A 12,418-nucleotide genomic window follows, 5' to 3' on the forward strand; every position below is an offset into this window, starting at 1 on the left:
CGGGGCCCGAGGGCAGGGGGTGGCCCCCGAACCCTGGGACCAGGAGCCGGGGGCCGGGAGGGTGGCCTCAGGTGGCGGTCACCGGTTGCAGGCGCGGCCCGTCGGCCCGCCGTTCGGCGTCGCCCGGCGGGGGCTCCGCGTCCTCCGGTGGTCCGGAGTCGGGCGTCTGGAACAGGTAACGGACGAACTCCCCACCCGCCTCGTTGTCGTCCGCCCCGGGCCACTGCCCGGTGCAGTCGACGCCGACCACCTCGCGGCCGACGCCGTCGGACTCCTCGAGCAGGGCCCACAGGCTCACCCGGTAGCACCTGGTAGCACCTGGTCGCCTGCGGCGTGAGCCGCCAGCGGGCGTACCAACCGGGACGGGCGGGGACGATTTCGACGATCCTCTTCATGACGACCTTCCCTTCCGCGTGTGTCGGAAGTACTCCGGCCCACCCCGATCGTGGAGCCCGGTCGGGTGAGGCTGGTTCACCCGCCCCGGATGACGCCGCCTCCGGCCGCCGTCGGCCGGTCCGCCCCGAGGGGGCTCGGCCGTTTCGGCCTTGACGACCCGGGAAGGCGACCCGTCGAGACAACGGACCGGAGAGGGCGAGGTGTGCCATGCGTAAACAGATGGAGGGTGACAACCAGCGCCGCCGGGCGCTGGCCCGCCAGTCCCGCGAACGGGGCCGGCAGGCCAGCGAGACCGGCGCGAGCCTCAGCGCGTCCAAGCAGCTCACGCACCTGGACCGGGGTAAGCGGGCCGGGCCGCCGCCGGCCGGCCGGCACAAGCCCGACACCACCCGGGGCGGGCCGGCCCCACCTCCGGCCGCTCCCGCGCCGACCGCCCGGCCGCAGCCGCGCCCGCAGCGTGGCCCCGGAGGGGCGCCGGGGACGATCGGCGTGGGCTACCGGGAACTGGTCGACGACGTCGGACGGCGGGCGGGCGTCGACTTCCGCACCGCGAAGGTGGCGGCCGAGGCCACCGTGTTGACCCTGGCCTGGGCGCTGGACCAGGCCGCACGGGAGCGGCTGCTGACGGCCGTGCCGGTGTCGCTGCACGACGTGGTCCCGGTGGACGGCATCGAGCGCCACCACGACCTGCCCGGCTTCCTCGCCGAGGTGGCCCGGCTCAGCGGCCGTACCCCGGAGCAGGCCCGCTACCAGGCGGAGGCGACGCTCGCCGCGCTGGCCGACCGGGACGGCGACCTGGTCGCCTCGCTGCACGTACCGGACGGGCTGCGCGACCTGCTCGGCTCGGCGGCCGGCGGTTGAGGCCCGGGCCGGCGGGCAGTCGTGCCCGCCGGCCCGCCGCCGGGGTACGGCCCCGGCGGCTAAGGTGCCGGGATGCCCACCGCCGCCGACGGCCCGCACCTGGTGGTCGACCCGGCCCGCCGCACCGGGCGCACCCTGCTCGCGGGCGGGGTGGCCCAGTCGTACGTCGACGTGGCCGACCCCCGACACCTGCACTTCGAGTACGTCCGCCGGATGGCCGCCGTGGTCGACCTGGCGGCGCCGCCCGGCGCCCCGGTCGACGCGCTGCACCTCGGCGGGGGCGCCCTGACCCTGCCCCGTTACGTGGGGGCGACCCGGCCGGGCTCCGCCCAGCTCGTGGTGGAGCGGGACCCGGCCGTGGTCGAGCTGGTCCGCCGCGAGCTGCCCGCGCCGGGAGCCGGGGTACGCGTCGTCGTCGCCGACGCCCGCGAGGCGGTGACCGCGGCCCCGCCCGGCGGGTACGACCTGGTGCTCGCCGACGTCTACCGGGCGGCCCGGATGCCGGGGCACGTGGCCAGCGTGGAGTTCGCCGCCGAGGTGGCCCGGGTGCTCCGCCCGGACGGCATCCTGCTGGTCAACGTCACCGACCTGCCCCCGTTGGTGTTCACCCGGTCCCGGGTGGCCACGCTGCGGGCCGTGTACGCCGACGTGTGCCTGGTCGCCGACCGGCGGATGCTGCGCGGGCGGCGTTACGGCAACGTGGTGCTCGCCGCCGGCCGGGCGGGCCGGCTGCCGGCCGACCGGCTGGCCGCGCGGGCGGCCCGCGACCCGGTCCCCGGTCAGGTGCTGCACGGGCCGACGCTCGACGAGTTCGTCGGCGGCGCCCGCGCCGGCACCGACGACTCCCTCGGCGTCACCTGAGCCGCCCCGGGCCGCCCACCGTGAATGGGTTTCCGGCCCGTCGGCGGGGGTAGCCGCGCCGGATGAGGAACGCCGACGACAGGGTCACCGCCCGGCGGGCCGCGATCGTCATCGGCCTGGTGCTGGCCACCCTGCTCGGACTGTTCCTGATCTGGGCCACCCGGCGGCTGCTGGTCTGGGCCGTGGTCGCGGCGTTCTTCTCCGTCGCGTTGAAGCCCCTGGTCGACGGCGTGCAACGCCGCTTCGTGCGACGCCGCGCGCTGGCCACCCTGGTGATCTTCCTGGCCGCGTTCGGGGTGCTCACCGCGCTGATCGCGGTGATCTTCCTGCCGCTGGTGGACGAGCTGGGCCGGTTCGCCGACCGGGCGCCGGACCTGCTGCGGGAGACCCGGGCGGGGCGGGGCCCGGTCGGCGAGGCGCTGGAGCGGCTACGGCTGCGGCGGTACCTGGCCGGCCACTCCAACCAGATCGAGCAGTACGGCAGCCAACTGCGGGAGCCCGCCGTCGGGCTGGTCCGGCGCGTGCTGGAAACCCTCGCGGGGCTGATCACCGTGATCGTGCTGGCGTACCTCATGGTGCTGGAGGCCCCGAGGATCACCGCAGGCGTGACCGCACTGCTCAGCGACCGGGCGGCGGGCCGGGCCCGGCGGATCGGCCAAGGCGTGTCCCGGGTGGTCACCGGCTACCTGACCGGGAACCTGCTGATCAGCGTGATCTGCGGCGTCCTGACCTTCCTCGTGCTCGTCCTGACCGGGGTGCCGTTCGCCGGGGTGATCGCGCTGCTGGTGGCGATCGCCGACCTGTTGCCCCTGGTCGGTGCGACCCTGGGGGCCATCCTCGCGGGCGGCGCCGGGTTCCTGCACTCCCCCACCGCCGGGATCGTGGTGCTGGTGTTCTTCGTGGTCTACCAGCAGGTGGAGAACCATCTGCTGCAACCGGTGATCATGGCGCGGGCGGTCCAGCTGAACCCGCTGACCGTGCTGGCCAGCGTGCTGTTCGCGGCGGAGCTGGCCGGTCTGATCGGGGCGCTACTGGCCATCCCGGCCGCCGGGATCGGGCAGCTGCTGCTACGCGAGTTCGGGCCGAGGAGCCGCCGCCCGCGCCCGGCCGACGAACGCTGATCGCGCCGGCGAAGGGGGTGATCGCGCCGCGAAGGGGTGATCGTGCCGGCGGGTGATCACAAGAAACGCCGGGCGCTCAGCCGAGCCGGACCGGGACCTCCGGCGACGAGCTCTCCAGCGGCACGGCGTTGGCGGGCACCAGGCCGAGCCGCGTGGCCGGGCGGGGCAGGGTGGCGTCGAGCAGCCAGTCCGCGCCGATCCGGGCCCGGTTTCCCGGCATGGCCAGCAGGTGGTAGCCGCGGGTGACGGCCTTGGCCGGCAGCCCGGACAGCGACACCTTCAGCGGGTTCGCCGCGGCGTCCTTGCCGCCGAGGTCGACCACCCAGCCCAGGTCGTGGTGCTTGTACGGCCGACGCCGGCCCTGCCCGTAGGAGGCGGCGATGTTGTGCGCCGCCAGCTTGCCCTGGCGCTGGGCGTGCTGGGCGGTCATGGTGCAGACCTGCCCGGGGCGGGTCAGGTCGGGCACCGCGGCGGCGTCGCCGCAGGCGTACACCTCGGGGAAGCCGGGGACGGTGAGGTACTCGTCGACCACCAGACGCCCCTTCTCGGTGCGCAGGCCGAGCTCGGCGACGAACGGGTCGGGGCGCACCCCGACGCACCAGACCAGGCTGCACGTGGGCACGCACTCGCCGTCGGTCAGCCGCACCCCGTCGAACGTGGCCTCCGCCACCGACGTGCCCATCCGCACGTCGACGCCGCGCCGGCGCAGCACCCGGTCGGCGGTCACCGACATCCGCTGATCCAGTTCGGGCAGCACCCGGGGGGCCACGTCGAGCAGCATCCAGCGGGGCCGGACTCTCAGGTGCGGATGCTGGGTGACGAGCCGGTCGGTGAAGAGCTGGCCGTGCGCGGCCACCTCGGTCCCGGTGTAGCCGGCGCCGACCACCACGAAGGTGGTGCGGGCCCGCTGCTCGGCCGGGTCGTCGGTCAGCTCGGCCAGTTCGATCTGGCGTACCACGTGGTCGTGCAGGTAGAGCGCCTCGGGCAGGCCGCGGAAGCCGTGGGCGTACTCGGTGACGCCGGGGATGGGCAGCAGCTTGTTGACGCTGCCGACGGCGAGCACCAGGCGGTCGTAGGCGAGCCGGCCCTGGTCGCCCTCCGGCATCGTGTAGCCGACCCAACGGTTCTGCAGGTCGATCCGGTCGGCCTCGCCGACGACCACCCGCACGCCGTCGAGGGTGCCGCTGAGCGGCACCGCGATCCGGCCGGGCTCGACCACCCCGGCGGCCACCTCGGGCAGCAGCGGTAGGTAGAGGAAGTAGTCGGTCGAGTTCAGCAGGACGATCTCGGCCCGGTTCCGGGCGATCCCGCTCAACGTCTTCGCCGCGTGGTAACCGGCGAACCCGGCCCCCACGATCACCACCCGAGGCTTCGTCATGGGGGGTGCCGTTCCCGCCGCCGGCCAGGGCAAACGTCAGGAATCAGTCCGGCTGGAGCCGGACGTGGGCGGTCCCGGCGCGATCGCCTCGACCTACCGGCAGCGGCCGAAGGCGCGGGGGGAGCACCCCACCGCCGACCAGCCGGGTGTCGAGGTGGACCAGGCTGCCGATGCCGCCCGGCGGCACGTCTTTGGGGGGTCGGGCGCGGGCCCCGGTTTCAGTTGCCGCTGGGGTTGCTCGCACCGGTCGTCTCCACCTTGTCCAGCTTCCGGATGACTATCTGCTCCACTGTTCTCACCTCCCTCCGAGGGGGTCGGGCCCGGTCCCACCTCCCTCTGCGGGGATCGGGACCGGGCCGGGCGCGCAGCTCGTGCGGCAGACCCGGCAGCAGTCGACGGCCTCGACCCTCATCGGCCCGCCGACCGGCCGGCGACGACCGCCGCGTCGACGGGTGTCCCGCCGCAGCCGGCCGGGCAGCGCGGGTGCGGCGGGTGGGCGATGAGGAAGTGCTGGTCGGGAGCGACCAGGTTGATCCCCTGGAGCTGACCGGGCCGGACGGCCGGCACGCCGGTCAGCAGGGCCGTCGCCAGGTGGGCGGCGAGGTGCCCGGACAGGCCGGCCGAGGACGCGCTGACCGCGCTGCTGCTCTCCCGCTGCACGGTGTACTCGGCGGCCGGGTCGTCGCGGCGGCGCTTGTCGTGCTCGGCGAGCCAGAAACACTCGTAGCACGGACCCACCCGGGGCAGGTACGCCGCCGCCGTCACCACCGGGCCGTGGTACCCGGCGTCCACCCAGGGGGTCGCGGTGCCCAGGCAGACCTGGTTGGCCCAGGCCCGAATGGCGCCCGGCCGGTCGGCACAGAGCAGCAGCACGTCGCAGCCGGCGACCAGCCGACGCAGGTCGCCCGGCCCGCGCACCTCGGACCGCTCGCCGGTGACCTCGATGTCGGAGTTGAGCCGGCGCAGCCGGGCCACCGCGGCGTCCACCTTGGGCCGGCCGATGTCGTCCTCGGCGTACATGGTCTGACGGTTGAGGTTGGACAGCTCGACCACGTCGGGGTCGACACAGTGCAGCCTCCCGACCCCGCCGGCGGCCAGGGCGAGCGCGGCGGCCCCGCCGGTGCCGCCCAGCCCGACCACGACCGCCCGGGAGCGCTTCAAGGCGAGCTGCGGCTCCCAGGAGGTGGCGCGCGGAACCAGGTCGATCCAGCGGTGGAACCGGCGGCCGCGATCGTGGCGCTCCCGGTCCCGGTCGGTGAGTTCCGGCGGGTCGGGGGCGACCGCGTCGGTGAGATACCCGGCGGCGGCGAACAGGTCGAGCGCGGCGCGGACGGCGCCGGCCTTCTCACCCGGGTGCGCGGCGAGCACCTGCCGGACGATCTCCTCGACGCCGCGGGTGCCGTCGGCGGCACACAGCGTCGTCCAGATCGCGCCGGTGGGATCGAGCACCTCGGCCGCGATGCCGTAGACCGATCCGCCCACCCGGATCCGGCCGCCCGGCAGCCGGTGCAGGCCGTGCTCGGGTTTGACCTGGGGATGCCACCCGGACGTCGCCAGTGATGCCATCGATCCTCGCCCCCGAACGGCAGATCGCTGTCCCGGGGATCAGCCTCGCGCAGTCGGGCCGGGGAGCGCAACACCCGGTGGCCGATCGGTGGCCGGTCGGGTACCCGCGCCGCCCCTACGGGCACCGCAGTGGCCCGGCACCGGACCACCGCCGCCGCCGATCAGGCGGTCGGGAGGCACCGGCATCGCGCGGATCGACGACGCGACGGCGCGTCAGAGGGGCCGGGGCCGGGGTTGGTCGGGAGGCATGGGCACCTGGAGGTAGGTGGTGCCGCGCAGGTCCAGCCAGGCCCGGTCGGGCGCCCGGACCAGGCGCAGCATCACCGCCGCGCAGGCCGGGCAGCGGGCGACCAGGCCGGGGGCGTGCGGGTAGACGTGCAGGCCGGCGAGCGGGCCGGTCATGCCGCACGACTGGCAGCGCCCGGTGGCGGTGCTCAGGTCGACGGCGAACAGCTCGCGCAGCGGGCCGTCGAGCATGTTGCCGTCCAGGTAGGTCATCTCGGTCATCGGGTCTCCTCGGGCGGGTCGGGGCCGGATCGGCCGGTGCCGGCCACGTCCGGCCGGGCCTCGGTCAACCGGTCGGGCCGAAACGTTCGGTACGGACCCGCCGGGGCTGGTGGCCCAGGCCCACCAGCAGGTCCGCCACCGTCTCGACGAAGCCGGTCGGCCCGCAGACGTAACAGAGCGGCTCCAGGTCGGGCGGCCAGCCGTGGACGTTCACGTCGGCCAGCCCGATCCGGTGCGGCTCGCCGCGCCACCCGTCGGGCGCGGCCCGGGTGTACACGTACGCCACGTCGAGGCCCCGGTCGTCGCGGGCGCGGCGGCGCAGCTCCTCGGCGTAGAACACGTCGGTCGGGGTGCGCACCGAGTAGACCAGCCGGAACGGCGCCCGGCTGCCGGTGGCCCGGCGGGCCCGGACCATCGCCATCAGCGGCACCACGCCCGAGCCGCCGGCGACCAGCAGCACCGGCGCGGTCTCCGTGTGCCGCCAGACGAACCAGCCGCCGACGGGGCCGCGCACCTCCACCGGGTCGCCCGGCGCCCAGACGTCGATCAGGTACGGCGACACCTCGCCGTCGGGCACCCGCTGCACGGTCAGCGCGATCCGGTCGCCGTCGGCCGGCCCGGCGAGGGAGTACGACCGGGCTGCCTGGTACCCGTCGGACGCGGTGAGCCGGACGTCGACGTGCTGGCCGGGCAGGTGCCCGGGCCAGCCGGGCGCGTCGATGACGAGCGTCCGCGCGGTCGGCGTCTCGCCCCGCCGCTCGACCAGCCGGGCCACCCGCCAGGTCAGCGGGGCGTTCGACGGGGCGTTCAATCGCCGGTGTAGCGCTGCTCGCGCCACGGGTCGCCGTAGGCGTGGTACCCGGCGGTCTCCCAGAAGCCGGGCTCGTCCATGGTCCTGAGCCGGATGCCGCGCACCCACTTCGCGGACTTCCAGAAGTAGAGGTGGGGCACCAGCAGCCGGGCCGGGCCGCCGTGCTCGGCGGGCAGGTCGCGGCCGTCGAAGCGGTGCGCCACCCAGGCCCGGCCGCCGCGCAGGTCGGCCAGCGGCAGGTTGGTGGTGTAACCGCCGTACGAGTGGACCAGGGCGTACGCCGCGTCGGTGTCGACGCCGTCGAGCAGGACGTCCAGCGAGACGCCCTGCCAGGTCGTCGCGAGCTTGGACCAGCGGGTGACGCAGTGGATGTCGACGGTCGGGGTGTCCTGGGGCAGGGCGGTGAACTCGGCCCAGGACCAGCGGCGCTCCGCGCCGGTCTCGGTGGTGACGACGAACTCCCAGGTGCCCGGCCGCACCTTCGGGGTGGGGCCGGCGGAGAGCACCGGGAAGTCCTCGGTCAGGTACTGCCCCGGCGGCAGGGCGGGCTCCGCCGAGCGGGGCCGGCCCTGGAAGCCCGGTGACACGATTCCCACCAGTCAGTCGTACCACCTGCCGGATCGCGACGGCACCGATCGCCCAGACCCGCCGGGGCGGACGACCACGACGGACGCGGGTCGGGCCGGAGTCCCGCCCACGCCCGTCGCGGCGTGGCCGATGTCGACGGCGGGCGGTGACGCCCGGCCGTCCGCGCGGTCAGTGCCGGTCGGCGACGGTCTCCTTGTCGCCCGCTGCGGCGTTGCGGGTGGCCCGGAGGCTGGTGAACGTGACGACGACCAACACGCCGATGATCACCCCGAGCGAGGCCAGCGTGGGGATCTGCGGCACGCCCGGCCAGATCCCGTGCGCCCAGTGCAGGCCGAGCTTGACGCCGATGAAGGCGAGGATGAAGGCCAGGCCGTAGCTGAGGTGCACCAGCCGGCTCAGCGCGGCGTGCAGCACGAAGTACAGCGCCCGCAGGCCGAGCAGGGCGAAGGCGTTGGTGGCGAAGACGAGGTAGGGGTCCTCGGTGATGCCGTACACGGCGGGCACCGAGTCGACGGCGAAGACGATGTCGGTGGCGAACACCGCGACCACCACGAGGGCGAGCGGGGTGAGCGCCCGGCGGCCGTTCTGCCGGACGACCATCCTCGTGCCCTGGTACTCCTCGACGACCGGCATGAACCGGCGCAGCAGCCGCACCGACCGCATCTTGTTGATGTCCACCGTCTGCTCGTGGCCGGAGACGGCGTCACGGAGCAGCTTGACGGCGGTGACGATGAGGATGGCCGCGAAGATCAGGAAGGCGAAGTCGAGGGTCTGCAGGGCCGCCGCGCCGAGGGCGATGAAGATCGCCCGCAGCACCAGCGCGCCGGCGATGCCGTAGAGCAGCACCCGCTGGGCGAGGGCGGCGGGCACCGCGAACGCCGCCAGCAGCAGCATGAAGACGAACAGGTTGTCGACCGAGAGGGACTTCTCGACCAGGTAGCCGGTCAGGTACTCCACGCCCTGCTGGGAGCCGAAGCGGGACCAGACCCAGGCGCCGAAGGCCAGCGGCAGGGCGATGTAGAAGGCGGACCAGCCGAGCGCCTCCTTGAGCGACACCTCGTGCGGCTTGCGGGTGACGAGGAAGTCCAGCACCAGCAGCGCGAGCACGCCGGCGATGGTGACCGCCCAGAGCGTGGGCGTGCCCACCGATGACAACTCACCGGCGGACAGATAAGACAATTCGGTCATGGAATCCCCTCGAACACCGTCTCATGTTCGAGGTCTCCTTCACCCACGTTCCCGTGGGCAACCACCCGAGGCGTGCTCCGGGCACGCCGTACTGACCGGAATGATTCGTGGGAAGTACTCCCCTCGTGCGACAAGGTTAGGCCAGCCCGGTCGACTCGCCAAGCCGCGACCCCGGCCGTCACCAGCGGTGATCGGGCCGGGACGCGCGGGGCGGATTCCCCGCGCCTTACGGGACAACGCGAAACGCCTATGGTGGCCCGATGGACGAGCGCGTGAGCCACCCCGACGCGGGCCGGTCGGCGGCCGGCGGCGGCGGGGCCGGCCCACTGGCCGGGGTGCGGGTGGTCGAGCTGGCCGGCATCGGCCCCGGCCCGTTCGCCGCGATGATGCTGGCCGACCTGGGCGCGGACGTGGTCCGAGTGGACCGGGCCACCGACGTCGACCCGTCGGCGTTCGGCACCCCGCACCCGGACCTGCTCAACCGGGGCCGCCGCTCGGTCGCGGTGGACCTGAAGTCGGCCGGCGGCCGGGACGCGGTGCTGGCCCTGGTCGGCCGCGCGGACGCGCTGGTCGAGGGCTTCCGCCCCGGGGTGACCGAGCGACTCGGCCTGGGCCCCGCCGACTGCCGTGCGGTCAACCCCCGCCTGGTGTACGGGCGGATGACCGGCTGGGGGCAGGACGGCCCGCTCGCCCCGTACGCCGGGCACGACATCGACTACCTGGCCCTGACCGGGGCGCTGCACGGCATCGGCCGGTCCGGCGAGCGGCCGGTGCCGCCGCTGAACCTGCTCGGCGACTTCGGCGGCGGCGGGATGATGCTGGCCCTGGGCATCGTCTCGGCCCTGTACGCCGTCCGGGCCGGAGCGCCCGGGCAAATGGTCGACGCGGCCGTCGTGGACGGGGTGGCGGTGCTGTCCACCCAGGTCCACGCGCTGCGCCGGCTCGGCCTGTGGCAGGACCCGCGCGGGGTCAACCTGCTCGACGGCGGCGCGCCGTTCTACGACACGTACGAGTGTGCGGACGGCCGCTACCTCGCCGTCGGCGCCCTGGAGTCCCGCTTCTACGCGGAGCTGGTCCGGCGTACCGGGTTCCCGCTGCCCGGCGACGAGGCGCCGGACCGCGACGACCCGGCGAACTGGCCGGCGCTGCGCGCGGCGTGGGCGCGGCTGTTCCGCACCCGTACCCGCGACGAGTGGACGGCGCTGCTCGGCTCCTCGGACGCGTGCGTCGCGCCGGTGCTGGACTGGCGGGAGGCGCCGGAGCACCCGCACCTGGCGGCCCGGGGGGTGTTCGTGGAGCACGCCGGGGCGATCCAGCCGGCGCCCGCGCCCCGGTTCACCGGCACGCCGACGGCGCTGCGCCGGCCGCCGCCGCACCCGGGCGAACACACCGACGAGGTGCTGGCGGAGGCCGGTCTCGCCGCCGACCGGATCGCCGCCCTGCGCGCCGCCGGCGCGGTCGCCTGAGGGCCGCCGTCGGGTCGCCTGAGGGTCACCGACGCGGTGGCCTGAGGGCTGCCGCCGGGGTGGGTCGGCTGGTCAGGGACGGCGCGGGACGGCCGCCCCCGGGGCGAGCGCCGGCTCGACCATGTCCCGGTAGTCGCGCGGCATCTGGACCACGATGTCGTCGAACTCCCCGCCGCTGACCGCCTCGCGCAGGGTGACGAACACCGCCCGGACGGCGTCCCGGGCGGCCCGCTCGTCCAGGCCGGCCCGCTGGCCGACCCGGGCCACGAACTCGCCCGCGCCGAACCGGTCGGCTGCCTCGGTGTCGGGGCTCGGCCGCAGGACCAACTGCAACGGCTTCGGCAGCTGGGCCGCGAGGTCGAGCACCTCGCCGCCGGTCAGCCGCTCCGCCAGGGTCTCCAGCGTGGCGCGGGTCAGCTCCACGGCCCGCTCCCCGGGGACCTGTGCCCGCAGGGCCACCTGTTCGACGAAGGTGTCGTAGTTCATGGCGGTGCTCCTTCCGCTGCATCGGGCCGGTCGCGTACCCGTCCCGCGGGGCCGGAAACGGCGACCGGCCGGATCGACCCGGACGGGCCGGGTCCGCGAATTTCCCCGCGACGGACGGGCGTGGGCGACCGGCGGGTGGGTAACCGCGGCCGGTCGTGAAGTCGTGAACCGGATCGAACCGGCGAGGAGAGCCCACACCATGGCGAGTTACGACGACGTCCTGCGGTACCTGTCCAGCCTCGACTACCCGGCCGAGAAGGCCGACGTGGTACGTGAGGCGCAGCGGGAGGGGGCGCCGCCGGACGTGCTGCGCGCGTTGCGGGCCCTGCCCCCGGTCGACTACGCCAACGGCAACGAGGTGGCCCGCTCCGCCAAGATCGACGCCGCCCCGGAGATCGGCAGGTCGCAGCGTGCGGCACAGGCCCGCAACCCGCACACCCGGGTCTCGCAGCACCTGCGCGGCATCTGAGCGCCGCGCCGTCGGGAGTGGCTGAGTGCGCGGCAGGGACGGGCACACCCCGGCGGTGGTCCAGCTCGCCGTGCTCGGGCTGGCCGGTGGGCTGGGCGGCGGCCTGTTCGCGCTCGTCGGCCCGCCGTCGCTCGGCCCCCTCGTGGGTTGGGACGCGGCGGCCCTGAGCTGGCTGGTCCTGGTCTGGCGCACGCTGTGGCCGTCGGACGCCGAGCGGACCGCCCGGCTCGCCGTACGCGAGGACCCGAACCGGCCCACCCGCGACCTGCTGCTGCTGGTCGCCTGCCTGGCCAGCCTGGTCGCCGTCGCGGTCGTGCTGGTCACCGCGCGCAGCGCCCGACCGGGGCCGCCCCGGGACGCCTACAGCATGCTGGGTGTGGCCAGCGTGCTGCTGTCCTGGCTGGTGGTGCACACCGTCTTCACCACCCGGTACGCCCGGATCTACTACGGCGGACCCGACGGCGGGGTGATGTTCCACCAGGCGCAGCGCCCGCGCTACTCGGACTTCGCCTATCTGGCGTTCACGGTGGGGATGACCTTCCAGGTCTCCGACACGAACCTGACCAGCAACGAGATGCGTACGACCGTGCTGCGGCACGCGCTGGTGTCGTACCTGTTCGGGGCGGTGATCATCGCCGCGACGGTGAACCTGCTGGCCGGGCTCGTCAGGTGAGCGGGCCGGCCGGAGACAGGCGGGCGCCCCGGGCCACGAACCGCGAC

At 75.0% G+C, this 12,418-nt stretch carries 12 protein-coding genes and 2 pseudogenes; 6 read left to right on the forward strand and 8 right to left on the reverse strand.

All coding sequences use genetic code 11. The features are described 5' to 3' along the window. Positions 1 to 67 precede the first annotated feature (67 nt). Positions 68 to 395, reverse strand: a pseudogene (locus ACH4T9_RS23500) (hypothetical protein). 208 nt (positions 396 to 603) lie between these two features. Between ACH4T9_RS23500 and ACH4T9_RS23505 the strand changes: the two are divergent. The 3 genes and pseudogenes from ACH4T9_RS23505 to ACH4T9_RS23515 form a co-directional block, all read left to right on the forward strand. Continuing rightward, positions 604 to 1,254, forward strand: a pseudogene (locus tag ACH4T9_RS23505) (DUF2267 domain-containing protein); the annotation flags it as partial. A 75-nt stretch (positions 1,255 to 1,329) separates the two neighbouring features. Then, positions 1,330 to 2,118, forward strand: a complete 789-nt coding sequence (locus tag ACH4T9_RS23510; protein ID WP_396673465.1) for a spermidine synthase — start codon at positions 1,330 to 1,332, stop codon at positions 2,116 to 2,118. 62 nt (positions 2,119 to 2,180) lie between these two features. Further along, entirely contained in the window at positions 2,181 to 3,239 is a 1,059-nt protein-coding gene (locus tag ACH4T9_RS23515; RefSeq protein ID WP_396673466.1) for an AI-2E family transporter, read from the forward strand. 76 nt (positions 3,240 to 3,315) lie between these two features. Here the strand turns inward: ACH4T9_RS23515 and ACH4T9_RS23520 are convergent, their stop codons facing one another. From ACH4T9_RS23520 to ACH4T9_RS23545, 6 genes are all read right to left on the reverse strand, one after another. Next, on the reverse strand, positions 3,316 to 4,617 hold the full coding sequence (locus ACH4T9_RS23520) for an NAD(P)/FAD-dependent oxidoreductase (RefSeq protein WP_396673467.1): 1,302 nt from the start codon (positions 4,615 to 4,617) through the stop codon (positions 3,316 to 3,318). Positions 4,618 to 5,025: 408 nt separating this feature from the next. Continuing rightward, positions 5,026 to 6,183 (reverse strand): ThiF family adenylyltransferase, encoded by a 1,158-nt coding sequence (locus ACH4T9_RS23525; protein ID WP_396673468.1) that lies wholly within the window; start codon positions 6,181 to 6,183, stop codon positions 5,026 to 5,028. Between the two features lie 213 nt (positions 6,184 to 6,396). Beyond that, entirely contained in the window at positions 6,397 to 6,690 is a 294-nt protein-coding gene (locus tag ACH4T9_RS23530; RefSeq protein WP_396673469.1) for a DUF6510 family protein, read from the reverse strand. A 64-nt stretch (positions 6,691 to 6,754) separates the two neighbouring features. Continuing rightward, positions 6,755 to 7,501 carry a ferredoxin reductase gene (locus tag ACH4T9_RS23535; RefSeq protein WP_396673470.1) on the reverse strand — a complete coding sequence of 249 codons (747 nt, stop codon included), beginning with the start codon at positions 7,499 to 7,501 and terminating at the stop codon, positions 6,755 to 6,757. Further along, positions 7,498 to 8,088 (reverse strand): sulfite oxidase-like oxidoreductase, encoded by a 591-nt coding sequence (locus ACH4T9_RS23540; protein WP_396673778.1) that lies wholly within the window; start codon positions 8,086 to 8,088, stop codon positions 7,498 to 7,500. Before ACH4T9_RS23540 ends, ACH4T9_RS23535 begins: the two co-directional genes overlap by 4 nt. A gap of 169 nt (positions 8,089 to 8,257) precedes the next feature. Further along, positions 8,258 to 9,277 (reverse strand): TerC/Alx family metal homeostasis membrane protein, encoded by a 1,020-nt coding sequence (locus tag ACH4T9_RS23545; RefSeq protein ID WP_396673471.1) that lies wholly within the window; start codon positions 9,275 to 9,277, stop codon positions 8,258 to 8,260. A gap of 260 nt (positions 9,278 to 9,537) precedes the next feature. Between ACH4T9_RS23545 and ACH4T9_RS23550 the strand changes: the two genes are divergently transcribed. After that, positions 9,538 to 10,743, forward strand: a complete 1,206-nt coding sequence (locus ACH4T9_RS23550; protein ID WP_396673472.1) for a CaiB/BaiF CoA transferase family protein — start codon at positions 9,538 to 9,540, stop codon at positions 10,741 to 10,743. A 72-nt stretch (positions 10,744 to 10,815) separates the two neighbouring features. Here ACH4T9_RS23550 and ACH4T9_RS23555 read toward each other — a convergent pair whose 3' ends face one another. After that, positions 10,816 to 11,229, reverse strand: a complete 414-nt coding sequence (locus ACH4T9_RS23555) for a DUF2267 domain-containing protein (RefSeq protein WP_396673473.1) — start codon at positions 11,227 to 11,229, stop codon at positions 10,816 to 10,818. Between the two features lie 199 nt (positions 11,230 to 11,428). On the opposite strand from ACH4T9_RS23555, the gene ACH4T9_RS23560 reads away from it, so the two are divergent. Beyond that, positions 11,429 to 11,698: a DUF2795 domain-containing protein gene (locus ACH4T9_RS23560; protein WP_396673474.1), complete on the forward strand. Its 270-nt coding sequence runs from the start codon at positions 11,429 to 11,431 to the stop codon at positions 11,696 to 11,698. Between the two features lie 25 nt (positions 11,699 to 11,723). After that, positions 11,724 to 12,371, forward strand: coding sequence for a DUF1345 domain-containing protein (locus ACH4T9_RS23565; protein WP_396673475.1), 648 nt, complete (start codon positions 11,724 to 11,726; stop codon positions 12,369 to 12,371). Positions 12,372 to 12,418: the final 47 nt, after the last annotated feature.

Origin of the sequence: Micromonospora sp. NPDC020750 (assembly GCF_044334565.1) — a bacterium.
Lineage (GTDB): Bacteria > Actinomycetota > Actinomycetes > Mycobacteriales > Micromonosporaceae > Micromonospora.